The organism is Corynebacterium pseudodiphtheriticum DSM 44287 (assembly GCF_000688415.1).
Classification (GTDB): Bacteria; Actinomycetota; Actinomycetes; order Mycobacteriales; family Mycobacteriaceae; genus Corynebacterium; species Corynebacterium pseudodiphtheriticum.
The window spans coordinates 23,658-46,724 of the sequence record NZ_JIAH01000013.1; the positions used below are offsets into that span (position 1 = coordinate 23,658).

The 23,067-nt window shown below is 55.8% G+C and carries 20 protein-coding genes and 1 pseudogene; 11 read left to right on the plus strand and 10 right to left on the minus strand.

All coding sequences use genetic code 11. The features are described from left to right. Nucleotides 1-64 precede the first annotated feature (64 nt). A complete protein-coding gene (locus O146_RS0110280) occupies nucleotides 65-1,204 on the minus strand; it encodes a Nif3-like dinuclear metal center hexameric protein (RefSeq protein WP_027018412.1) in 1,140 nt (379 codons plus the stop codon). Between the two features lie 94 nt (nucleotides 1,205-1,298). Here O146_RS0110280 and O146_RS0110285 point away from each other — a divergent pair, with 94 nt between their 5' ends. The 5 genes from O146_RS0110285 (at nucleotide 1,299) to O146_RS0110305 (ending at nucleotide 8,479) form a co-directional block, all read left to right on the plus strand. Next, nucleotides 1,299-1,775, plus strand: coding sequence for a low molecular weight protein-tyrosine-phosphatase (locus O146_RS0110285; protein ID WP_027018413.1), 477 nt, complete (start codon nucleotides 1,299-1,301; stop codon nucleotides 1,773-1,775). Between the two features lie 62 nt (nucleotides 1,776-1,837). Further along, entirely contained in the window at nucleotides 1,838-2,917 is a 1,080-nt protein-coding gene (locus tag O146_RS11965; RefSeq protein WP_244266848.1) for an SURF1 family cytochrome oxidase biogenesis protein, read from the plus strand. Between the two features lie 200 nt (nucleotides 2,918-3,117). Further along, complete coding sequence (locus O146_RS11970; protein WP_035000822.1) at nucleotides 3,118-5,661, plus strand: YhgE/Pip domain-containing protein; 2,544 nt, start codon at nucleotides 3,118-3,120, stop codon at nucleotides 5,659-5,661. Beyond that, nucleotides 5,658-7,880, plus strand: coding sequence for a YhgE/Pip domain-containing protein (locus O146_RS0110300; protein ID WP_027018414.1), 2,223 nt, complete (start codon nucleotides 5,658-5,660; stop codon nucleotides 7,878-7,880). Before O146_RS11970 ends, O146_RS0110300 begins: the two co-directional genes overlap by 4 nt. An 89-nt stretch (nucleotides 7,881-7,969) precedes the next feature. Next, a complete protein-coding gene (locus O146_RS0110305; RefSeq protein ID WP_027018415.1) occupies nucleotides 7,970-8,479 on the plus strand; it encodes a 2'-5' RNA ligase family protein in 510 nt (169 codons plus the stop codon). A gap of 42 nt (nucleotides 8,480-8,521) precedes the next feature. Here O146_RS0110305 and O146_RS13070 read toward each other — a convergent pair whose 3' ends face one another. Next, nucleotides 8,522-8,905: a hypothetical protein gene (locus O146_RS13070; RefSeq protein ID WP_242721663.1), complete on the minus strand. Its 384-nt coding sequence runs from the start codon at nucleotides 8,903-8,905 to the stop codon at nucleotides 8,522-8,524. Nucleotides 8,906-9,044: 139 nt separating this feature from the next. On the opposite strand from O146_RS13070, the gene O146_RS0110315 reads away from it, so the two are divergent. The 3 genes from O146_RS0110315 to O146_RS0110320 all read left to right on the plus strand — a co-directional run bounded on the left by O146_RS0110315 (nucleotide 9,045) and on the right by O146_RS0110320 (nucleotide 10,776). Next, complete coding sequence (locus tag O146_RS0110315; RefSeq protein ID WP_027018416.1) at nucleotides 9,045-10,136, plus strand: 2,3-butanediol dehydrogenase; 1,092 nt, start codon at nucleotides 9,045-9,047, stop codon at nucleotides 10,134-10,136. A gap of 87 nt (nucleotides 10,137-10,223) precedes the next feature. Then, nucleotides 10,224-10,577: a hypothetical protein gene (locus O146_RS12700; RefSeq protein ID WP_126856434.1), complete on the plus strand. Its 354-nt coding sequence runs from the start codon at nucleotides 10,224-10,226 to the stop codon at nucleotides 10,575-10,577. After that, nucleotides 10,534-10,776: a hypothetical protein gene (locus O146_RS0110320; RefSeq protein WP_021353773.1), complete on the plus strand. Its 243-nt coding sequence runs from the start codon at nucleotides 10,534-10,536 to the stop codon at nucleotides 10,774-10,776. The genes O146_RS12700 and O146_RS0110320 overlap by 44 nt, the downstream gene beginning before the upstream one ends. Nucleotide 10,777: 1 nt before the next feature. On the opposite strand, the gene O146_RS0110325 is transcribed toward O146_RS0110320, so the two are convergent. From O146_RS0110325 to O146_RS0110335, 3 genes are all read right to left on the minus strand, one after another. Then, nucleotides 10,778-12,160, minus strand: a complete 1,383-nt coding sequence (locus O146_RS0110325; RefSeq protein ID WP_244266850.1) for an acid phosphatase — start codon at nucleotides 12,158-12,160, stop codon at nucleotides 10,778-10,780. A 61-nt stretch (nucleotides 12,161-12,221) separates the two neighbouring features. Continuing rightward, a complete protein-coding gene (locus O146_RS12515; RefSeq protein WP_023019175.1) occupies nucleotides 12,222-12,422 on the minus strand; it encodes a hypothetical protein in 201 nt (66 codons plus the stop codon). A gap of 23 nt (nucleotides 12,423-12,445) precedes the next feature. Beyond that, the gene (locus O146_RS0110335) at nucleotides 12,446-13,252 is read right to left on the minus strand and encodes a GTP pyrophosphokinase (RefSeq protein WP_244266849.1); all 807 of its coding nucleotides are present in this window, start codon (nucleotides 13,250-13,252) and stop codon (nucleotides 12,446-12,448) included. 120 nt (nucleotides 13,253-13,372) lie between these two features. On the opposite strand from O146_RS0110335, the gene O146_RS0110340 reads away from it, so the two are divergent. Further along, nucleotides 13,373-14,311 carry a S1 family peptidase gene (locus O146_RS0110340; RefSeq protein WP_027018419.1) on the plus strand — a complete coding sequence of 313 codons (939 nt, stop codon included), beginning with the start codon at nucleotides 13,373-13,375 and terminating at the stop codon, nucleotides 14,309-14,311. 49 nt (nucleotides 14,312-14,360) lie between these two features. Here the strand turns inward: O146_RS0110340 and O146_RS11980 are convergent. Beyond that, nucleotides 14,361-15,061 (minus strand): annotated as a pseudogene (locus O146_RS11980) (alpha-ketoglutarate-dependent dioxygenase AlkB family protein). A gap of 120 nt (nucleotides 15,062-15,181) precedes the next feature. Between O146_RS11980 and O146_RS0110350 the strand changes: the two are divergent. Then, nucleotides 15,182-16,339: a Fic family protein gene (locus O146_RS0110350; RefSeq protein WP_027018420.1), complete on the plus strand. Its 1,158-nt coding sequence runs from the start codon at nucleotides 15,182-15,184 to the stop codon at nucleotides 16,337-16,339. Between the two features lie 61 nt (nucleotides 16,340-16,400). On the opposite strand, the gene O146_RS0110355 is transcribed toward O146_RS0110350, so the two are convergent. Together O146_RS0110355 and O146_RS0110360 are read right to left on the minus strand one after the other, a co-directional pair. After that, nucleotides 16,401-17,624 carry an amidohydrolase gene (locus O146_RS0110355; RefSeq protein WP_027018421.1) on the minus strand — a complete coding sequence of 408 codons (1,224 nt, stop codon included), beginning with the start codon at nucleotides 17,622-17,624 and terminating at the stop codon, nucleotides 16,401-16,403. A 12-nt stretch (nucleotides 17,625-17,636) separates the two neighbouring features. After that, the gene (locus O146_RS0110360) at nucleotides 17,637-18,944 is read right to left on the minus strand and encodes a DUF3100 domain-containing protein (RefSeq protein WP_023019169.1); all 1,308 of its coding nucleotides are present in this window, start codon (nucleotides 18,942-18,944) and stop codon (nucleotides 17,637-17,639) included. A 342-nt stretch (nucleotides 18,945-19,286) separates the two neighbouring features. Between O146_RS0110360 and O146_RS0110365 the strand changes: the two genes are divergently transcribed. Then, nucleotides 19,287-19,922, plus strand: a complete 636-nt coding sequence (locus tag O146_RS0110365; protein WP_027018422.1) for an Abi family protein — start codon at nucleotides 19,287-19,289, stop codon at nucleotides 19,920-19,922. A gap of 595 nt (nucleotides 19,923-20,517) precedes the next feature. Here the strand turns inward: O146_RS0110365 and O146_RS0110370 are convergent. Both O146_RS0110370 and O146_RS0110375 read right to left on the minus strand, forming a co-directional pair. Further along, nucleotides 20,518-21,852, minus strand: a complete 1,335-nt coding sequence (locus tag O146_RS0110370) for a YjiH family protein (protein ID WP_051137454.1) — start codon at nucleotides 21,850-21,852, stop codon at nucleotides 20,518-20,520. A 10-nt stretch (nucleotides 21,853-21,862) separates the two neighbouring features. After that, entirely contained in the window at nucleotides 21,863-23,047 is a 1,185-nt protein-coding gene (locus O146_RS0110375; protein WP_023019166.1) for a CaiB/BaiF CoA transferase family protein, read from the minus strand. Nucleotides 23,048-23,067 lie beyond the last annotated feature (20 nt).

The following is a 23,067-nucleotide window of genomic DNA, read 5'->3' on the forward strand; positions in this document are numbered from 1 at the left end:
CTGGTACCGTCCACTGCGTCCACGGCGCCCGCTGAGCTCGTTATGCTCTCATGCTCTTATGCTTTTAGCCCTTATGCACAGACACCGTCCAAGGATCAGTACGCACCTGCAAAATTGTGGTCTTAACACCAGCTTCCCGGCGCACAATTTCTTCAGCTTGCGCAGTCCACGGAAATTCCGAGGCCCAATGCGCGGTATCAATAATTGCCATATCGCTGGTGCGCAGGTGCTCATCGACGGGGTGATGCCGCAAATCTGAGGTAACAAACACATCAGCGCCCAGTTTCGCAGCCGTCGCGATAAAACCATCGCCGGCTCCTGAGGCCACCGCCACCGTCTGTACTTGTTTGTTCGGGTCTCCTGCCGCACGCACTCCCCAAGATGTGGCAGGTAAAACATCAGCGACTTGCTGGCTAAATTCCCGCAAGCTCATTGGTTCTGGCAACTTACCTATCCGTCCCAAGCCATAGGCACTTTCCAGCGGGGTGGCGTCAGCAAGCTCGGTGATATCAAAGGCGGGTTCTTCATACGGATGGTGGGCGTACAAGGCGTTGAGAAGCACCTGCTTATCGCCTGGCTTGGCGACGAACTGAATGCGCAGCTCATCGTCACGGTAAGTATGCCCGACCTCACCGTCTGTGGGATCCGCACCTGGTTCTGGTTTGAACTGCCCGGTGCCTGCGATCTCGTAGACGCACTCGGAATAATTACCAATCCGCCCCGCTCCCGCGGCAAACAAGGCCTGCTTCAGCGGCTCGGCGTGTGCCGCTGGCACGTGTACGCCCCACAAGTGCCGCCCCGGCCCTGGCTTCGGTGCCAACGGGCGCCCTGGGGTGATGCCAACGAGCTCCGCCAGCTTATCGTTAACACCGGGACGCGCGGAATCCGCATTAGTGTGCGCAGCAAACAACGCGATGCCCGCCTCAATCAGCGAGTGCAAAATCCGCCCCTTCGGGGTATCCGCAGCCACGCTATCCACCCCGCGCAGCAGCAACGGGTGATGCACGATCAACATGTCCACACCGGCCGCTACCGCCGCATCTGCCACCTCGTCGGTGCAGTCCAGAGCAAAAGCCACCTGGCGCACCGGGGCTTCACGACGCCCACAAATAAGCCCGACGCTATCCCAGCTTTCCGCCAAATGCGGTGGATAGGCGCGGTCCATAATCTGGCAAATTTCGCCTACCGTGGTCTCGGTGCTCATGTGCTGCTCCTTTAACTCCGTCATACGCTCCTACAATTATGGCACGCAGCAGGCACCTGAGACGATAAAATCCGAGACGATAAAATACAGCAGCATGACTGCTACCTATTCCATTAATTTTGTATGCACCGGAAATATCTGTCGCTCGCCAATGGCAGAAGTCATGGCACGCCAGGCCATTCAGGAGGCGGGTTTGGGCGAGCTCGTCAAAGTCGCTTCCTGTGGTGTAGACAGCTGGCACGTCGGGGAAGGTGCGGATGAGCGCACCGTGGCAGAGTTACACGAGATCGGCCTGGACGGTACCGAACACATAGCGCAACAGTTTGGCCCACAGGCTGGTGATACGGACTTATTCATTGCCATGGATACCGGCCACCGCTCCCAGCTCATCGCCCGCGGTGTCGACGAAAACCGCGTGGCCCTGATGCGCAGTTTCGATCCAACAGCAGAAGAAGAACCCTCCGTCGCTGACCCTTATTACGGGGGCAGCGACGGCTTCACGCGCGTGCGCAAAGAGATCGAAGCCAGCTTGCCTGGGCTGCTCGAGTACATCCAAGACCAGCTGCGCTAGCAACCGGGCTGTGCTGCTACCAGCTGCGCTAGTAACCGGCGTGCAGGTCTATCATGGTCGGTGTGAGTGCCCGACCCCAGCAGCCTGAACAATCTGGACTACCAGAAGCTCCAGATCAACCGAATCAGCCGCGCAATACCGACGTGCCACAAACCAACCGCACCGCCAACAACGGCGCACCAACCTCCTGGTGGAAAGTCTTTGCCAAGCCCAGTTGGATTATCCTGGCACTGTCGCTCATCGCTTTTTCCATCCTGGCTTTCACGGTGCTCGCACCCTGGCAGCTGAACAAGGATGATGAGATCGTCGACCGCAACGAGCGCATTCAGCAAGCCTATGAGCAGGATCCGGTGCCGTTTGCAGAGCTTGTCGACGCCTCCGGCGGAATTACCATCGACGAGGAATGGCACCGTGTCATCCTGCGCGGCCACTACCTGCCAGAACACGAGATGTTGCTGCGCTTGCGCCCGTTGGAGGGCTCGCAGGTGTTTCAATCGTTGGTGCCTTTCCAATTGGATTCGGGCCAGACAGTATTGGTTAACCGCGGTTTTGCGGTGGCTAATCGTGACGGTTCTGTTCCAGAAATCACCCCGCCTTCTGGAACGCACATCACTACCGAGGCCATGCTGCGTTTCGGGGAAGCACCCCACGAGGCCCCGCCGATTGACGACGCTGGCTATACCCAGGTGCGCTCGGTCAGCCCGGAACAGGTCGAAGAGCTGACCGGCCTGGAGCTTGCCGACGCCATCGTGAACGTAACCGCGGCTGAGCAACCAGAAGCACTGGAACCAATTCCGGTGCCGAAGCTGGATCGTGGTTCGCACTTATCGTATGGCTTCCAGTGGATCGCTTTCGGCATTATGGCCCCTGCTGGCCTGGCATATTTTGTGTATGCCGAGCTGCGCGAGCGACGTCGGGAGCGCGCGGAACACGCGACAGACGGGCAGTCTCAGATCGCAGACGCCAACGAACAACCAGATGCCGACGAGACTGCCGCGCAGGCGAATTCCCCGGCAGGCGCCAGTGCCCCAGCGGGTTCTGCGCGGCCCGCGGCAGCCACGCGTTCGCGTGGTTTACAGGATCGCTACGGCGGGGATAGCGCGAATCAACTCGCGAAATTCCGTGGCAGGCGGCGTCGATAAGCCACGGTTTGCGTCGTCAAGTAAGCATCCGCCACATGGCGTCGTTAAGCAACCATCCGAGGCGCGGCGTCGTTAAGCATCTCGAGAAAAACCATCGGTTCTAAAACAGATTCGCCAAAGTGCTATCACTTATCCGAAAAAGGCCGAAAATTAGGCTCTGAGCTGTGCAAGTGCCTAAAAGCGGTGCTAGCGTTCTACGGGTGAGTATTAGTTGGAAGGTCTTTCGCGAGGACTTAGCCCGGTTGTGGCGCACCCGGAAAGTGTGGGTGATTCTGGTCGGATTGATGATCACCCCAGCTTTATATTCCTGGGTTAATATCGCGGCGTTTTGGGATCCGTATGAAAACACCGGCAATATCAAAGTTGCTGTGGTTAACGAGGACGAGGGCGCTAGTTCGGATCTCACGGGCGATCTTGACGTCGGCGCGGAGTTAGTAAAGCAGCTCAAAGACAACGACCGCCTGGGCTGGCAGTTTATTAACCGCGACGAGGCCAACCACGCGGTGCACACGGGTGATGTTTTCGCTTCTATCACGGTGCCAAAAACCTTCTCGCAGGACTTCGTCAGCTTGTTCCAGGGCACATATTCCCAGCCGACGCTGGAATATGCGGTGAACGAGAAGCTCAACGCGATTGCCCCGAAAATCACGGATCAGGGCGCTTCCACCATTGATTCAACGATCAGCGCTGCGTTTAACGAGCAGGTAGCACAATCGGTGGCCGCGGAATTGCGGAAGTCGGGCCACGACCTGGATTTCCGCATCGGCGACACTGCCAGTCGGGCTTCGGATTCTTTTATCCGCACTGCAGAGACGGTGGCGCAATCTCGCAACAGGCTCGCTGCGGTGCAATCCAGCCTGGATAATTCCCGCCCAGCCATCGCCGAGGCCCGCGAAGCACTGGTTGCGGTAGAGCGCACCATCGACGACGCCCAAATTGCCCTGGGCCAGGTGGAGTCCATCACCAATGAGGTTCAGCGCCAGCTGACCACATTTGCCGATGAGGCCACCGCTGCTTATGTGCAGGGCACCACCGCGCTTGCCGACGGCGCTGCTTCCGCACACGCGAGCGTGAACTCCGTATCTGGCCAGTTGACCGGCGCACTCAACCGCGTGGGGGCGGCCACCGATGGTGCCAGCGGCATCGTCGACCAAGCAGAACAAGCCATCGACCGTTTAGGCGGGTTAGCGCGACTGCCGGCCCTACCGCCGCAAATTTCCGGACAGATCCAGCAAACCGTGGATGATCTGCACGCCCGCAATTCGCAAAACCGCGCCGTGCTCGGTGAGCTTTCCGTATTGCACGATAGCGCACAAAATACGTTGAATTCTTTGAACGACACTGCCGCTGCACTCGACCGCGCCACGGACGCAGTGCGTGCAGATTCCGTGGGACTGCGTGATTCCATCAACAACACCGTGCCACAGCTGAATTCGGCCATCTCGCGGGTATCTGCTACCGCCGCGAATCTGTCCGCCACCCTGGGTGCACAGAAGAGTTTGCTCGGCGAGACCGATGGTTTGCTCGACGGCGTCGACACGCAGCTGGGGCGCGCGAAAGACGTCATCGGTAATTTCCGGGAAGATCTCGACGGCATCGAAAATGGGCTCAACACTGCACGCACGGACATCCTGGCACTGGCCAATCTTGCCCAAGATAATCCTGCTTTGCGCTCGGTCAATGCACTGAATGCCGACGAGATTTCGTCATTTTTGGCCTCCCCGGCAGAGATGGAATCGCACGCGGTCTTCCCGGTTTCGCACTACGGTTCTGGCATGTCCTCGCTGTTTATCAACCTGACGCTGTGGATCGGCGCATTCATGTTGATGATCATTTTCCGCACAGAGGTCGATTCCCGCGGGCGGGAAGGCCTCACCGTGCAGCGTGCGTATCAGGCGCGCTACCTGCTCATGGGTGTATTTGGCATTATGCAAGCGCTGATCGTGTCCATCGGCAACCTGGTCATTGGCGTCGAGCACGTCTCCGCAATCGGTTATGTCCTCACCGCCACTATCTTGAGCCTGTGTTACTTAGCGATTATTTACGGCTTGGTCTCTGCCTTCGGCCACATCGGACGCATCATCGCGGTGGTCTACGCTTTTGTGCAAATCCCCGGAGCTTCTGGGCTCTATCCCATTGAGATGACCCCCGATTTCTTCCGCGCGATACACCCTTTCCTGCCGTTTACTTACGGCATTGGTGCGATGCGAGAAACCGTCGGCGGGTTCTATGGCAACCATTACTGGAGCAACCTGGCCACAATCATCGCGATGGCAGCGGTGGCCTTCCTGGTGGGCATGTTGGCACGCCGCGGCCTTTCACATGTCAATATTTTGGTCAACGACCAGCTGGAAAAAGGTGGCCTGGTAATCAACGAGAAGGTGCATTTGACCGGCAGCCCGTACCGCATCACCGACGTCGTCGCTGCTTTGCGGGACCGTGAAGGCTACCAAGAGAGTTTGGATTCCAAGTGGCGTTCCGCGCGCCGCAATTATTCGCAATGGATGGGTATCACCATTGGTGTGGGTGCGTTGCTCGTGCTGATCTTAGGCATCGTTTCCCGCTTCAACCCGGATGAGAAAGCTGTCTTTTTCGGTTTGGCGTGCCTAGTGGTGATGATCGCGGTAGTCATTATTTGCGCGTTGGAATACATTAAACAGTCCGTCGCACGCGATAACAGCTTGGCGGATCTCAGCGATGACGAGCTGCAAGAACAACTGGCCAAGCAAGGTGAGAAGTCATGAACAACATCCTGAGTATTCTCCGCAATGATCTGCGTGCAATCCGCGGCAATGTCATGACGGGTGTGATTGTTTTCGGTTTGGTCATCATCCCGTTGCTGTTTACTGGCTTCAATATTTTGGCTAGCTGGGATCCCTTCAGCAATACCGACCGCTTGAAAATCGCCGTGGCTAGCAAGGATGAGGGCCACGAGTCCGATCTGGCTTCGTTGCGGTTGAATCTTGGCGACGAAGTGCTGTCCCAGCTTTCCCGAAATGAGCAGGTCGATTGGGTTCTGACCAATGCCGACGATGCTTTAGAGGGCACCAAGTCCGGCGAATACTACGCCGGCATCGTGTTGCCAGAAAACTTCAGCCGGGAATTGCTGACCTTCTATATCGAAGGCACCGAGCCGGCAAAGTTGGATCTGTATACCAACGAGAAGAAAAACGCCTTGTCAACGACCATCACCGAGCGCAGTGCCAGCGGTGTGATTGAGCGTATCGACGAATCTTTCACCCGCGTGGTCACCACCATTGGGCTGGGTGTTGTCGAATCGTTGGATAATTATCTAGAGGAGGAAGAAACCCAGGCGGCTTTGGATAATGTCGCCAACCGTGTTGAAAACATCGGTACACGGTTGAATTCTTCTGCCGCCACGGTGCGTAGTTTGGCAAACCTTGTCGATTCCGCAATCCCGCTGGCGCAGGCCGCTGATAATATTTTGCGTGCTGCCGGGAGCCACACTGCCTCGCGTACTGATGCTGGCGCTAGCTCTGGCGCCGGAGCTGGGGCTGGGGCCGATGGCTCTTCCCCCATTGATGCGCTTTCGGCAACCCTAAATGATTCCACCGGCGCGCTAGAAAATTCCTTGGGCGCGACCTCGCAAGCTTATGCGGCATTATCGGATCAATTCGACGAGTTATTGAATAATGCGCAGGCTGCCACGGCGCAAACGGCGCAAACTTACCGCACGGCGGCAGAACGGGTAGCGCAGCAAACAGCAGCGTTCCAAGGCGTACGCGATGCACTCGAACGGGAAATCGACAACTTGCCGCTACCAGGCCCGGTTTCTGCTGGCTACCAGCAAGTTCGCGCGCAATTGGATGCGTCTATCGCCCAGTCGAATGCCCTGCATGATTCTTTGACGACGACCGCCGATCGCGTCGAATCGGGCACCGGTAATGCACGGCAATCCCGGCAACAAACCCAGGAAGCGATTGCGGCAGCCCGCCAGGCTGTCGATAATGCACGCACTGCCTACCGCGAGAATTTGCAGCCCCAGTTGAATACGCTGCGCGGGAGCGTAAACACCGTCGTTAATGATATCGCCGCGGTGCGCGCGGAAATCGCCGATGTGCGCAATACGCTATCGAGCACCTCGGGTGGTCCGGAGTCCAGTTTGTTGCGCGCCCGGGATGGCGCCGACCGGTTGGCCGATACTCTCTATGAGCAAGCACGTCGTTTTGCTGATCTGGAACGCCAATTTGCAGAGGTGCGCGAAGGTGGCGACCTGAGCAAATTAGCTGACATCATCGGCTCGGATCCAGAATTGCTTGCCTCCCGGATTTCCGCGCCAGTGGCTGTGGAACGCAAACCAGTGTTCGCAGTGGCGTCGTTTGGTGTAGGTATGACGCCGTTCTACCTGGCACTCGCACTGTGGGTGGGTGCGTTGTTGACGTGCGTTTTGATGCGCAGCAACGCTGAACACAAATACCTCAGCGACGACGGCGAGTTCACGCGCAACCAGATTTATCTGGGCCGGGTGGCTACGTTCTTGGCGATCGGTATTGCCCAGGCAACCTTCGCCGTGGGCGGTTTGATCTTCTTCGTGCAGATTCAACCAGAGCACCCATTCTTACTCTGGTTGAGTGCTGTGCTTGCCTCATCGGTATTCATGTTGATCGTGCATGCACTGGTGATCGCCTTCGATAGTGCCGGTAAGGCACTCGCTGTGCTGCTATTGATCGTGCAGGTTTCCGGCTCCGGCGGTGCTTATCCGCTACCGCTGCTGCCTCATTGGTTCCAGTCTGTGAGTCCGTGGCTGCCTGCCACCTATGCCATTGATGCGTTCCGCAGCGCAATCGCTGGTGTGTACCAAGGGGATATTTTCCGCGACCTGGGCATGCTGCTGTTATTCGCCATCCCGGCTTTGGTGCTGGGATTGTGGCTGCGTCGCGCGATGGATAGCTACCACCAGCGGCTGCAGAAAGGCATCCGGGAAACCCGAGTCATGCAATAGCGCTAGTACTACTAGTAGGAGGACGCCCGCGCTTGGCTGACTTTGCTCGCCAACACTGCTATTACTGGGTGTTATGAGTGGTGGTTGGTGTGAGTAAAAATTCCCCGGACAATATCCTGCTCTATTTGCCGGAAAAGCAAGAGCAGCGCATCCGCGAGATTTTCGCTGGCTTGGCTGCCCGGGGCTTTCCGGTGCAAAACCAGCGCCCACATATTACGGTGACGTTTTCCGCGGCGATGGATCCCAGCGTCGTCGAGTTGGCAGCCGAGTTATTGCCCGCGGTGATCCCAGCGCAGTTTCGCCGGGTAGGAAACGTCATCTTCGGTACTAAGAGCAAACAGACCGTGGCGTGGTTGTTGCAGACCACCCGGGAATTAGAAATTGCCGCCAGCACAATCAGCGCAGCCAACCCCGATGGCCACGGCCCATTGTGGACGCCCCACCTGACCATGGGTTTGCGCCTGCCCCGCAAAGACATCCCCGGCTATTTGCAAGCCATGGATGAGCTGACCTCGTCGCATTTCAAAGAACTCACCGCAGTGGAAGCCGCGTACTGGCGCCCGAAGACGCAAGAAAAACGGCTGCTCGCGGGTGGTTAGCATTATTTTCCAGCACGGATTAGCGTTTCAAAACCGCGCCGACTATGTGAATCCACGATATCCAAAGTCGTCGTAGCAATATGCTGAATTCATGAAGTCCATGGTGTCCCCAGCATCAACCCCGTATCGGACATAAAACGCCGTGGCTACGTCGAGAAGATTCGGCCTGTCTTCTTTGGTGCGAGAAAAATCAACTGAATAAGCAAGATCCGCATCCCCCGCACTGTGCGCATCAGTACATGCGCTTCCGAATAAAACCAGCAGGTCAATCCCCAGTTCTAAGCAAAACGATTCCAGCGAGCCATCTTCGACTTCGCTGCGCAACCTGGCGACGATTTCTGTGGGGTACTCATAATGCAACGCTGGCAAGCAATGTCTCTGGTCTTTGCGGCGCAGTCTTCGTGATAAAAAACATACGCCAGTCACACGCCACTGCTTATATGATGGGGACCATAAGGTTCCGGAATTTTATAGCACATCATTCTTCGACATTCATCCGATTTGCAGCCTGGCCACGCTACCGCCGCAGGCTGTCTATACACACGCCGTGACCTGAGGAGGCACCATGAAAGCTGCACGTTTTTATGATCGCAACGACATCCGTATCGAAGACATCGAGCAACAAGAATTACAACCAGGTACCGCCCGCGTTGATGTTGCCTGGTGTGGGATCTGTGGCACTGACCTGCATGAATACCTCGACGGCCCGATCTTCTGCCCTTCACACGGCAACCCACACCCCATCAGTGGCGAAGAACCACCAGTGACGATGGGCCACGAATTCTGTGGCGTGGTCTCCGAAGTAGCCGATGATATCGATGACCTGGCCGTGGGCGATCATGTCGTTGTCGAGCCCTACATCATCAGTGAAGACGTTAATACCGGCCCAGAATCCAAGACCTACCACCTGTCGGAAAACATGAACTTCATCGGGCTGGGTGGCCGCGGCGGCGGGCTGGCGGAAAATGTCGTCGTCAAGCGTCGGTGGATCCACAAGATCAGCGATAAAGTTTCCCTCGATCACGCCGCGCTCATTGAACCACTGACCGTGGGTTACCACGCCGTGGAACGCGCTGGCGTGGGCGAGGATTCCGCGGGCCAAGTTGCACTCATCGGTGGTGCGGGCCCAATCGGTTTGCTCACCGCGGCTGTGTTGAAGGCGTTTGGCGTGACCGTCGTCGTCTCCGAGCTGTCCAAAGCGCGCCGCGAGAAGGCCCTGGAAACCGGGGTTGCTGATCATGCGCTGAACCCAGAAGAAGTCGACGTCGTCGCCAAGATCAAGGAGCTTACCAACGGTGTCGGCGCCGATGTGGCTTTCGAATGCACCTCTGTTCCGGTGGTTTTCGACACGCTCATGGATGCGCTGCGCCCACGCGGGGTTTTGCAGATCGTATCGATTTGGGGCAAGCCTGCTGAGCTGGACCTAAACAAGATTGTGCTGAAAGAGCTGGACGTGCGCGGCACCATTGGTTATGTCAACAACCACCCGGCTGCGATCAAATTGGTCGAAGATGGACGCGTGGACCTCACGCCGTTTGTCACCGCGCGCATTGGTTTGGACGAACTGATCGACGAAGGTTTCGACACACTCATTCACCGCAACGAAACCGCCGTGAAGATCCTCGTCTCGCCATCTGGCAAGGGCTTGGAGAAATAGCTCTTCCTGGTTAACTCTTTCCCCCGTTTTTCTCTGCGCTATGCTTTATTGTGAGCTATAGCTTGTGAGGACAATCGGGGGATTTTTATGGATACGGCAGAAATAGTTCTGCAAGCAGCACAGTTAGTTGTTGCATTAGCAGGCCTTATAGGGCTAGTTGTCACCATCCAACAGCGAACGAACAGCGATAATCGTTCGGAATGGTGGAAACGTTATACTTGGTCAATCGAAAATATCGCTAATGACAATGAACGAGTTCGTAGCGCCGCCTGGCAAAATACAAAAGCCTTATACCAAAGCTCGCTCATTACAAAAACCGAAAAAGCACTAATTGCTGGTCTTGCCTTAGAAACATTGAACGACGATAATCGGAAGCAGGACGATACAGGAGGTAGCGATGCCCCAAGAAACCAATCCTCGGGTACGCCAAACGATTGCTGAAGTCGCAGTAGAAGGCACGAAGTTCACTGGCGAAATTCTCCCTCGCTATGTTTACGAGCTCGCCGGTGCGCCGGTGCCTCCAGAAGCTACCGATGAACTCCAACGGGGCACAAGCACTCCAGCCGACACCAGTATTGGTACAAAGCTTAAACAATGGTGGCGCCGAAATTGGAACACCCACCTCATCTTCGACGACTAACTTATTTCACCACTACTTCCCCGCCCGCGCCGATGCTTACCTGTGCATTCCAGGCGCGGGCTAGATTAATTCGCTGCCAGTCTCCTTTGGCTGGGTCACGATCATCCAGTGGGTAGCCGGACGGCAAGGCGGTGTGGCGCAGTACTTCAGCACGCTGCTCGTAGCTGAGTTCCGGGAAGCGGGTTTCCAGTAACGCTGGTGCCGCTGTGGGGACGTTCACCGGTTCATCGGTCGCGAAAATTGATGTGAAACCGTAGGTCATGCGTCGTGTGTAATCAGCTTCTGCTTGCTGGTCGCTGAGCGCATGCGAGTCTTCGGCAATCATCTCGGCAAAAGGCTTGCCCGCACGCCATTCCATCTCTGCGACGATCTCTGCACGCGCCTGCAGCAGCGCATCGCGCATTTTCGGATCATTCCACCGATCCGCCGCAGCCGCCTGCCCGGTCATGCGCCCGCCGATGACATCCAGAGGGAAGTGCACGCCCATCACCAGTCGCGATTCCCCAGCCTCAGAACCACGCGCCAGCAATTGCGTACCCACCTCCGGCAGCATCATGGCCAGCAGCGTAGTAATCCACGTCGCCTGGTTAGTGTGCCCAGACGGGAAAGATTTGCTCGAGCCGTCGTACAGCTCACGTTCCGGCGACTCATGGCGCTGAATGCGCTCCGGGGCTTGCACGAATGGGCGGTCGTTATTGAACAGCAGCTTTTCCGCGCGACCCCAGCTAGCGATTCCACCCGCGCGAGCCGCATAGCCGTTGCCCAGTAGGAACTCGGTTTTCGGCAGCCGCTTTTCGTGTAACGCAGCCAGAAAATGCCGGCCGAATTCGTCGCCAAGAGCCTCAGCTGCGGTAAAAAGCACGCCATCTTTATCCGCCAGGGCATCGCGAATGGCCTTGTCGACGCGCGGTGGCTGCGCATTATTGTTGTAATCGGCGACGATGTCCAGGTTTTTCTGCATCACCTCCGGGTGGTTACTGCGCAGGTCTTTAAATTCCCGCACTACCTCGTAATAGATGCCGTACCGGTAAGAAGACACATCGGAGACGTAACCGGTGAGGTAGCTGACATCGAAAGGCTGCGGCACCGGGGCGCCCGCGTGGTGTTGTGGGTTCGCGCCGATCGAGCTCAGCGGGCTGTACTCTGGCCTCGCGCCGTGCTCGCTGGAAAGTTTCGGGGCAGGCAGCTGCAACTGTGGGATCTCGAATGGGAGTGCCAGGTGCGTGGTGTTCGCGTTAAGTGGGGCTTGCAATGAGGCTTCTGCTGCCATGGAGTGCGCAGTGCCGCCGTGCTGTTCCACAAGGCTAGGAGTCCCAGCCACAACTGCCAGGGCTCCGGCGGCAGTTAACAGCGAAGTAGCACAGCGTCGGGATGTAAGAAACATTTTCACAATGAATTATCCCAGAGCATCTAATGAGATTGAAGGGTTCACTGCTGCGGTTGGATTACGTCTTCGAAAAATACCGAGAGTGGGATTGCCGCAGATGTTCTTCGCTCTCACTGGCAACGGCAACAACTTCGAGATCAGGGTCATCATTGGTCTCATCCAATTCGAGGCGCCTCAATGTTGCCTCTGGCAGCGAGTCAAATTCATGGATGTCTAGTTCCCCTGAACGACGGTGGTACTGAATTAGATATGACGCCATAACATTAGCCTTCCATTTCAGTCTTAGATTCGCTGCTGCCGCAATTCAGCTTGGATACGTGAAAGTTTATCATCGATTTGTCTGCGGAAATTACGAACATGGTCACGACTGTAGTGCGAATCGCTGTCTGTGCGTTGTTCAAACTCAGCAATTTCCGTCGACGCTTCAAGTAGCTGCATCACAACGCCTTGTGCCTTCGGAGGCATCGTTGCTCCTTCGTGCAGGTAACGAATTTCTCTTCCGAAAATATCAGCAGCTTCTTCGTAATAGTTCGCCCATTTAGATTGCCAAGCCGTCCGGATCTGCATCTCGCTTCTACCAGCATTACCTCGGATATGGAGGTGAATGGCGCGATATCCCGAGTGGGGTTCGTCCCGACAGTCCCTGATATCTACACGTTTCGCACCACTATTTTCGAATCCGCGCTTAAAAACTTCTGCAACCTCTGTTTGCTCAGTCAGCGACAGATCGCAATCAAACCTAATGCCAGCTACATCTTGAATGTTCATTAACGGCGTGGTCTGCAACCTCTGCAGTTTTTCAAGCAAGGTGTCTTTAGTCTTTACTCGTGCAGATAATAAGTACGAACCCGAGTCTGGAGTCACGGCATCACCTGCAGGACTGATGTTCATCATGAATCCAGACGTAATTTGCTCTGTAATCGAGAGTAATTCTTCAACATACACTGCATTAAATGCGATGTATTCATTAATCACTTTGACTTCAAAGTCTTGACCATCACGCCAAAGACTTCCTTGTTTATTTACTCGGCTTTTAGAAAACGGCGGATTTTCGCCCAGAAAATTCGCGCTTTTTCGGCTTGGATTCATCCCACCCCCACAGAGACGTAATTCGTCAAAAAATTGAGCAGCTTGCGATAGCTGAATTCTAACAACTATGTATATTATTCGCTTATAGAACATATTGATTGCTAGTACTAAGATAAAGGTATGCGGAAAATAGCCGTCCTTGCTGCAGCAAGTTTTCTCAGTGTCTTCGGAACAGCAACAGCCACCGGGCTGACGAACGGAACCGATGTTGCCACCACCGACACCGCTGCCGAAGGCGTGGTTCAAGTGGCCAGCTGCACTGGCACCGTGGTTGCTCCTCAGTGGGTGCTGACCGCCCAGCATTGCGTCGAGGTTCCCAATTTGCAGCGATCGGTCTACGTTGGCACCACCCGCGAGCAGCAACACCGGGAAGAAAATCGGTTCACCTCGGATTACGCAGTGTGGGCGCCGCACGGCGATGTGGCGTTGGTGCATGTCACCGATGCGTTGCCACAGCATCTGATCCGCGAGGTTCGCCACACACCGGTGAGCTTTGGTGAGCAGGGACGCGTGTACGGCTGGGGTGCTGGCACCGGCAAGACCTTGCAGTATGCCCGCGCTGCTGTTGGTAAAACTTCTTCCGGGGTTCGGCCGCAGGAAAGCCAGCATGATGCATTCCTCGTGCAGTATTTGGACGAGGCCACAGCCGGGCGCGGCGATTCCGGCGGGCCGCTTTTTGTCAACGGTGAGGTCGCCGGGGTGACCTCGTTTAAAGCTCCCCAAGGTGGTGGGCGTTTCTCGCTGTTTGCTTCGCTGCATGGGCTAGGCGATTGGATTGCGCAGACCACCGCTACCCCAGCACAGCCGAGCACTAACGAGACGCCCTCCGACGCCGAAGCCAAACGCCCGGATACAACTGCCCCAGACAGTCACCAGGGAGCCGCGCACCAGAATGGCCCCGTCGCCAAGCCCGAGCAGCCAAACACTAAGCCCGCGCCTCCCGTCGCCAAGCCCGAAAATCCGAATTCCAAGAATCCCCAGCCCTTGCCACCACGCGGGCCGCTAGCCACCCCAGGTGGTGGTGCTGGCGGCTCCAGCTTGGGGTTGTCGTCTTCTTAGCACGCCTGCATCTACGATCGCCTAGGAAATCCTTAAGCAAATCCCCCGCTCAGCGCCCCTGCAGCTTCGGCGCCGCAGAAACCTGCCGGATGGTGATGTTGATCCGGCCTTCTGCCAGCCCGCAGCCGTCGGGAAGCGTGGCATCATTCACGCGCACCACCCCGTGATAAGCAAAACGCTTCGGCCCGCCGAAAACCACCAGGTCACCGGAGCACAGTGTGACATCGTCCCAGGGCTGGGTGCGTGATTCGGTATGCCCCATGCGGAACAACGCTTCGTCGCCAATGGAGAGCGAAATGACCGGCGCCCGGGATTCCTCAAATTCGTCGACATGCATGCCCATCCCGGAACCCGGCGGATAATAGTTGACCAGCACCATCTCTGGCACGAAGGTCTCTACCCAGGGGGGGCCAGTTCTTCGGCAACCTCTGCTGCCGCGCGCAACGCCACCGGTGCCAACGCAGCTAGGCTGTCTGGCACTGGCGGGACGGTGACGCCCGAGATCTTGTCGACATACCGGCAACTCGGATAATGCCAGTACCTGCCTAAATGCAGCTGGTACACGCTCATCTGTCCGCCGGATTTTAGCGCCGGACGCAGCATCGCCATCGGAGTATCCGCGTACGTGCGGGCGATCTCACGGACCTCGTGCACTAGCTTTGCTTGCTTGTCGACGCCCAACCACCCCGGCAGGTGCGCCACGCCCGGCGCGATGCACTCACTCGGGCGCGGCAGAGAATCAAACAACATGCTCTCACCGTATCGGCTGCTGTGGGCTGTGTCGACGGGTGGCACAGCCACGGTGGTCGTCAGGCCCACGAGGAGCCCCGCACCCTGATATGTTTACGCAATCGACATTAGACATGTTTAATGTCGATTTTTCGCCTGAAAATCGACATTACTCACCAATATGTTTATTCTTTCGACATGAGCAGCACCACGTTCGACCCCAACCGGCCTTTCAACGAGCTTCCACCTCTGCCCCCTGCCCAAGTCGTCGAAACCGTTCCGGTACTCAAAGCGATTATTGCTGCAAAAGAAAAACTTGCTGAGCTACGCACCGCTTGCCAGCTTATTCCCAATCCGGAGATTCTTACTTCCACGATTCCGTTGCGCGAAGCACGTGCGTCTACAGAGATCGAAAACATCGTAACCACAAACGATGAGCTTTTCCGCGCTGCCTGGAACGTTGACGCAGAGCCAACCCCGGCAACTAAAGAAGCTCTGCGCTATAACACTGCCTTACATGCGGGCTTGGAATCGATCGGCCAGCGGCCACTATCTGCCAAGACCACGCAAATAGTCTGCGGAACTTTGCAAAGCGATGAACCGCACATCGCGCCGTTTCGCTCTTACCCTGGAACGTTTATCGGTAACCCGCATACGCAACAGCGCATCTACACTCCACCTGAAGGGCGCGAAGTGATTGAACAGCACTTATCGCGTTGGGAGCGCTATATTTATAGCGAGCATGACGTTGATTCTTTGGTAAAGATGGCTCTGCTGCATTATCAGTTCGAAGCCATCCACCCGTTTGCCGATGGTAACGGACGCACAGGGCGTATCCTCAATGTGCTGTATCTGCTGCAAGAAGCCCTACTTCCGTTCCCTGTGCTTTATTTATCCGGCTATATCGTGGAAAACAAGGCGCAATATTATCGTTGCTTGAACCGAGTGACAACGGAATCTGCCTGGGAAGATTGGCTTTTGTTTATGATCCACGGCGTGGAGGCTGCAGCCACCGACGCCGCCACTATGATCGCTGACTTACGTCAGGTACAAGATGAGATCACGGCTGCTATCCGCGATGCGGGCGTTATTAGTCCGGCTAAAGAAATGTCTGAAATCACGATGGTGCGCCCGTACCTACGAATTCAGGATGTGGAAGACAGCGGACTAGTGAAAAGACAAACGGCTGCAACGTGGCTTAATCATCTGGTTAGTATTGGGGTGTTGAGCGAAATTAAGCGGGGCCGTCAGCGCATTTTCATTAACGACGCCGCATTGCGCGTACTCACGCGGGAGTAGGGTCCACGACGATTTTAAGTCTGTCTACGCTTGCCGACGCCACCACCGAGCAACCCGCTGATCAGCGCAAATACTCACACGCTGCCGAGACCAATGCCCGGGTTCCGGTTTCTAGAGTCGGTTGCAGAACCGGCGCGAATTTCGGGCTGTGGTTCGGAATACTCACGCCTTCTGGCGCCCCACCAAGTAGCCAGAAACAGTACGGTGTGCCGAAGGCGTCGGCAAGCACGGAGAAATCTTCCGATGCCGTCAGTGGTTCGATGCGGTGCACATTCGCCTCGCCGAGGTCACGTCTGAAGCTCGCGGTTAACCGGCTGGCCACCACGTTGTCGTTGTCTGTGACCGGGAAGGACTCGTAATAGCGGAACTCCGGCTCCCGCGGCGCACCGGCAGCTACGGCCTCCCCGCGAGTGATCCGCTCGATCGCCGCGAGGATCCGTGCGCGCACTGCTTCGTCGTAGGCGCGCACGTTCAGCTTCAGCCGCGCGGTTTCCGGGATGACATTCGGGCGCGTGCCAGCTTCCACGACGCCGACGGTGACCACCCCGAATTCGTGCGGGCTCAGCTCACGCGCCACGATCGTCTGCAAGCGCTGCACCACGTGCGCTGCCAGAACAATCGGGTCGACGCCCAGGTGTGGCATCGAACCGTGCGAGCCGCGCCCGTGCAGCGTGATGTCCACGTTCACCGCCGTCGACATGAACGGCCCTGGCACCACGCCCACCTGACCGGCTGGCACTGGGCCGCAGAAAACATGCTGGCCCAGCACCACATCTGGCTTGTCGACGCGTTCCACGAGCCCGTCGGCAACCATCGACTTCGAGCCCTCGCCGGTCTCTTCCCCCGGCTGGAATAGCAGTTGCAACCGGCCGGACCACTGCTCACGGTGGCGCATCATCAGCGCCCCCATCGCCAGCAACGATGCCACGTGGCAATCGTGCCCGCAGGCGTGCATGACGGGGACGGTCTTTCCTTCTGGGTTCACCGCCGTTGCCGTCGAGGCATAGTCCAGCCCGGTTTCCTCGCGCACCGGCAGTGCATCAAAATCTGCACGCAACATGACCGTCGCCCCTGGCCCATTGTCCAGCGTGCCGACGAGCCCGCCACCAATCTTGTCGACGCGATACCCCAGCGTCTCCAGTTCGCGGGCGATCACCCCGCGCGTGCGTACCTCCTGCATGCTCAGCTCCGGGTTGCGGTGCAGATCCAGGTAAATCTCGGTTTGCCACTGCTCCACCGAGGCGTAGTCGCCCATGATCGTAGTAACCGCGCTACTAGCATCCATGAAGTTTGCTCCTTACAACAACACATTCGCAATCGCAGCGGATCCCACGAAGGTTCCGGTGAACACCAGCAGGGCGATCACGGCAATCTGCACACCGGATTTTTTGAAGATCGAGACTTCCGTGCGCGAGATCGCCAATCCGGAATACGTTAACGCCGGGGTCAGCAGTGCCAGCATATTCAGCTGATCCGTCGCGGCAATGAATGCTTCCGACCATGGCAAAAACGGCAGCGCTGCCAGGATCGCCACCACGGAAATCCACGCCACGTTGGGCACGCCGATGCGCACGTATTTCGTAATCAGCAGCCCGCCAATGCAGCAGACGTAGAGGATCACCATGCCCGGTGCGGCAGCCAGCGGGTTCACCCCGGAATTTACCCAGTTCACTACCAGCGCGAGCACGCAAACCCACACGAGCGCAGCCAGTACTGTGCGGATCGGCAGCTCGGTGTCGCCTTCTTGGCCGGATTCCCATTCTTCATCGGTGTATGCGCTGAAGTTGCTTGCCGACGCCTTCTGCCGTCGCATTTTCGCCAGCACCGTGAACAGGCGTTCTGCTAGCGGTAGCGCGATGAACGCGGAGACGAATAACCCGGTGCCGTAGGTGAGCAGGTTGCTGGTGGCCGCGAAGGCGCTGATCTCGTTGGCGGCATCCGGCACGGTTTCTGCCAAGGCCGTGGAGCACGCGCCCATCATGCTGCCGGAGCCCACGCCACAGGCCATGGCCAGCGAGCGAATATCGAATACCTCCCAGGAAGCGAATAGCCCGGCCACCAGCGAGAAGTACACGCCGCCGAAGACGGTGCCCATGACGTAGACGCCCATCACGCCGATGCCTTCGGAGGATTTCAGACCGTATCTATCCGCAACCAGCGCGATGTTTGGTTCCCGTGCGATGGAGTGTGTTGCACCGATGGTTTCGCGCCCCATGTTGAACAGCAGCACAGCCACGGGCATGGCGATCAGCAGCGTGGCAACGTTGCCGAGTTCTTGCAGGATCAACGCGGGCCCGGCTGCGATGATGTCACCGATTTGCGGGCCAATGCCGATGGCGAATTTCGCCATGAACGGCATCATGCAGATGAGAATCCACCGCGGCGCAATTCCTGCGCCCTGCTTACCGACGACGTTGCCCAGACCAGAAACAATATTCGGGTTGAACAACAGTGAGAAGAAAAACGCGTACAGCAGCGGCAGCAGAACCACCGTGCCGATGCCGATGTCGATCTGGATGATGCCGATGACCTCTGCCAGGCATGCGAGCACCAACACGACTAGGTGCAGGCGCCAATGCATCAGGCGTGCGATAGTTTCAGCCATATAAGAAATTAAACTAGATGGATAACACCGCACAAAATACTGTATTCACGCTGTGTAGTCACAGCGTGAACTGCAAAGAAAGGTAAGTGCGGCAAATATCCACTGCCCGTTTTGTCGTTTACGCCACATAGCACAGCCCCCCTCTCATTTTAGCTGTTCTTAATGAGAAGCTTGGAGGGGGTTTCTGTTGATTCTTAGTGTACTGCAGGCATTGAAAAATTCACGAATGCACATACATAGCCACTAATAACCCGAAATATCAATAACCCCGGCGATTTACTCCTACTTACGTAGTGCAGGGATCGTTCCGGGGCTTTCGAGTTAAAGACTAACATGTCCATTATGAATAATTCAAAGTCACCCCTAGTAACGCTATCTCAGTGGTTTTCCTCTGCACGAATGACACGATACGCCGACCATCCATCACCAGAAGCGCTATACCTTTGGAATACTCACCTCACGAAGACCTATCTTGCCGACATCGAGCATCTCGAGGTGCTTCTCCGAAATTGTATCCACGATGCCCTAACCAGAAGATACAACGAACGATGGTTTGACGACGACAGAATAGCTTTCAGCAAGGAAGCAGAGAAAAGTATCCGCAAGGCGAAAAGACGAGCCGGAGGTGAGAAGGCGCCACCAGGGAAAATCATCGCTGAGCTCAGCTTTGACTTCTGGCGCTTCCTGTTAAGTAGTCGCTATCAGGCCAGCATCTGGCCTCAGGTAGAGAAAGCTTTGCAGGAAAAACCCAACAGCAGACAGCAATTCGAAGATTTTGTATCCATTGTCTACAAAATGAGAAACAGATGCTCTCACCACGAATCAATCGTCCAACAACACGATGCACCCCGTGAAGCAGCACATCTCGACTCCGTTGATAACGCCATACACGTGGTGGCAAACTTCATTGATCCCTATGCCGCGGCATGGATCAAACGCCATTCCCGCGTCGTCGTTATCCGAGCACAACGCCCTTAGGCATGTCCCTCAGAATTATGGCAAGAAATTAAAATTGTCATCAAAATTGGTGGCCCCGGGAAGTGGACACGCAGGAGATGAACCCCATTCTGACCATGCGATCGGTTGGGCGAAGGATCGAAAGGACTACAACCGAAGTCGCTTACACTCGTCACTCGGCATGTACCCCATGGACTTCGAGAAAACAGTCACCAATACCCCGACCGAACCCAAGTCCGTTACCAACAAAGCCATTTAGTCAACGGTCGACATCTTGCGGGAAATCCCAAGATCGCATCGACCTGACCAAAATAGGCACAATCCTTAGTACCAGTGAGTCGCGAGCGCACGATGATTCCGTAGTTTCCGGCCCGAAATGTGCATGACCGCCATAAGAATCTCGCAATTGACCAGATCGTAGAAGTTCTCATCCCTGCTGAGAACTTCTAGGTTGAAGCACTCAACGCAGCAAATCAGCACGAGATTCAGGGACGCATTGGCCTTATGTAGCCAAACGGCATCGCCCCAAAATACCAAACGGAATGACCTAATCTCTTCTATTCGGTCATTCCGTTACGCTCAGATACCCACTTATCCTGAGCCTACATATTATCCGTTAAAAAATTAGGTATGCGATAGGCACTGTCAGCAGAACCGTGAATACAACTCGATAGAACCAGATGACTACCATCTTCCAAATTGCCAGTGGAATATCTGTCGCCAGGACTGCAGGGACCATCGAAGAGAAGAAAAATACCTGGCTAATCGATGTCACAGCGACTGTAAACCGCAAGACCTCAGAACCATCACCAGCGACAAGTGTTGCTGGCAAGAATAACTCTGCAAGCCCAATGGCAACTGCTTCCGAAGCAAACCAGGGGTCTGGTAAACGCAACACCCACATCAATGGATAAAAGATAGCTCCCAGCACAGTAAACGTTGGTGTGTAAAAGGCCAGGGTTAGCCCGATGACACCGACTGCCATAATTCCTGGGAGCACCTGAATCGTCATAACAACGCCATCTGCGAAATTCTTCCACAGCGTCTTAGGCAATGAGTCAGCATATTTCAGGAAGTATTTTCCTTGACGCCACGCTTCAGGAAGTAGCTTTCCTTGAACTTGAGCTTCTGGCTCAGGTTCAGATCCCGGGTAATAATCGTCAGGGATCGTGGAAAGAGGAGGCAATCTTACGACAATTGCAGTAACTGCAAAGCAAACCACCAAAGTTACCGCGAAGTAGATGCCCCAAATGTGCATAAGATCTAGCGTACGGGCAACAACAACCATGAACGTCGCAGACGCAGTAGAAAAACCTGCAGCAACAATCGATGCCTCTTTTGCCGTATAAGCACCTGCCCTGTACATCCGGTTAGTAATAAGCAGGCCAAGTGAATACGAACCCAAAAATGATGCGACCGCGTCAACCGCACTCTTACCTGGTGTATGGAACACAGGTCGCATGAATTTCTGCAACAAGACTCCGATAAATTCCATAAGGCCGAAACCAACCAGTAGGCCAAGGAAAATTGCACCGACTGGGATTAACAGCCCTACTGGCACGACGAGCTTGTCCAGGATGAATGGCCCAAGTTTATCCTCGAATAAAAATTCAGGACCAAAGCCGAAAGTCAGCATCGCGCACAAGATGACAGCCAGCACGCTTAGGGCAGCAAAAATCGCTCGTGCGATGCCCAATTTCCACTTACCTGTGGCAATTTGGAAGACAGCACCGGCGGTAATGAGCACTAGCACTACGTACCGTGTTCCCGATCCAAGACCATCTTGGATCCAACCAACGATGTGATCAAGAAGGATGGTGTTTTTCTCACCGATTTGGAAAGGCACGAAGAAAGCGAAAATGCCTATCCCGCTATATACAAAGAATCGCCAAACAGCTTTCGGTTGCGGATCAGTTTCCTTTTGAACCTCCGAGGCCGCGTTGCTGACCACGTCGTGGGAGTTAGTCATTGGCTTGCCCTTCATCCTTTACCGGTTCTGAAAGCCAACTCTCGATATCATCATTAAACTCGCCCAATCCCGAGGCTGGCACCGGGCCGGTCATTCCTGAGAGTTTTAGCGGAGATGCGAGAGTCGCGAAACCGTCTGATTCTGTAGCTACTACGCCTCGCTCTTGCGCAAGTGGGCTCTTCAAAGCATCATCAAGTTCATAGACGCGGGCTGTCGGGACGCCATGCTCCTCGAAAAGTGCGATTGCTTCGCCCATGGTTAAATCCGACAGCCGTGCTTCAAGCTCCTCACGAAGGTCGTCCCTATAGTCAGAACGGTTTTCAGCAGTCGCAAAGCGCTGATCTTCGGCAAGGTGCTGCAGGTCTAATGCCTCGCAGAGACGATCAAACAAACGGTTCGTTGTGATGGCGATGACGATATCGCCGTCTTTTGTCGCATACGTGCTGAATGGTGCTGAAAGACCGTGGTCATTGCCAATTCGTGATGGCGGGGTATCGCCGTGTAGGGCGCGCATGCCCACTGATTCCATCACCGAAATCAGGGAATCATACATCGCAAGGTCAATGTGCTGACCTTTCCCAGTATTTACACGCTGGTACAGCGCAGACACCGTACCAATTGCCGCATAGAGACCAGGGACAATATCGCCTAAGCTGATTCCTACTCGCGTCGGTTTGCCCTCGGGCCAACCAGTAATTGACATCAATCCACTCATCGCCTGGGCAACCAGGTCATAGGCAGGTTCCTTTGCCAAGGAGCCAGTCTGGCCAAAGCCACTGATGCTCGTGACAATGAGTCCAGGGTTCACAGCCATTAATTGTTCGGCTGAAAGTCCCAACTTAGAAAGCACTCCAGGCCGAAAGTTTTCGACGACTACATCAGAACGCTTCGCTAATTCCTTCAGCGTCTGTTTGCCGTCTTCACTCTTGAAATCCAGGGTGATGGATTTCTTTGACCGGTTAAATAACCGGTAGTACGTCGATTCACCTTCGTAGTACGGACCGAACTGGCGCGTATCGTCTCCCCAGGGCGATTCAACTTTGATGACCTCCGCACCCAAGTCAGCCAGAATCATCGCACAAAAAGGGCCAGCGAGCACGCGCGAACAGTCCAAGACTCTCACACCAGCCAATGGCGCTGGATCGTGTTGCTTATTTAATGATGCATCAGTAGCCATAGTGGCCTCCTACAAAATTG

Coding starts and splice junctions, on each gene's coding strand:
- O146_RS0110280 (WP_027018412.1), bottom strand. CDS start 1,204: ATGAGCACCGAGACCACGGTAGGCGAAATTTGCCAGATTATGGACCGC.
- O146_RS0110285 (WP_027018413.1), top strand. CDS start 1,299: ATGACTGCTACCTATTCCATTAATTTTGTATGCACCGGAAATATCTGT.
- O146_RS0110300 (WP_027018414.1), top strand. CDS start 5,658: ATGAACAACATCCTGAGTATTCTCCGCAATGATCTGCGTGCAATCCGC.
- O146_RS0110315 (WP_027018416.1), top strand. CDS start 9,045: ATGAAAGCTGCACGTTTTTATGATCGCAACGACATCCGTATCGAAGAC.
- O146_RS12700 (WP_126856434.1), top strand. CDS start 10,224: ATGGATACGGCAGAAATAGTTCTGCAAGCAGCACAGTTAGTTGTTGCA.
- O146_RS0110320 (WP_021353773.1), top strand. CDS start 10,534: ATGCCCCAAGAAACCAATCCTCGGGTACGCCAAACGATTGCTGAAGTC.
- O146_RS0110325 (WP_244266850.1), bottom strand. CDS start 12,160: ATGTTTCTTACATCCCGACGCTGTGCTACTTCGCTGTTAACTGCCGCC.
- O146_RS12515 (WP_023019175.1), bottom strand. CDS start 12,422: ATGGCGTCATATCTAATTCAGTACCACCGTCGTTCAGGGGAACTAGAC.
- O146_RS0110335 (WP_244266849.1), bottom strand. CDS start 13,252: ATGAATCCAAGCCGAAAAAGCGCGAATTTTCTGGGCGAAAATCCGCCG.
- O146_RS0110340 (WP_027018419.1), top strand. CDS start 13,373: ATGCGGAAAATAGCCGTCCTTGCTGCAGCAAGTTTTCTCAGTGTCTTC.
- O146_RS0110350 (WP_027018420.1), top strand. CDS start 15,182: ATGTCGATTTTTCGCCTGAAAATCGACATTACTCACCAATATGTTTAT.
- O146_RS0110355 (WP_027018421.1), bottom strand. CDS start 17,624: ATGGATGCTAGTAGCGCGGTTACTACGATCATGGGCGACTACGCCTCG.
- O146_RS0110360 (WP_023019169.1), bottom strand. CDS start 18,944: ATGGCTGAAACTATCGCACGCCTGATGCATTGGCGCCTGCACCTAGTC.
- O146_RS0110365 (WP_027018422.1), top strand. CDS start 19,287: ATGAATAATTCAAAGTCACCCCTAGTAACGCTATCTCAGTGGTTTTCC.
- O146_RS0110375 (WP_023019166.1), bottom strand. CDS start 23,047: ATGGCTACTGATGCATCATTAAATAAGCAACACGATCCAGCGCCATTG.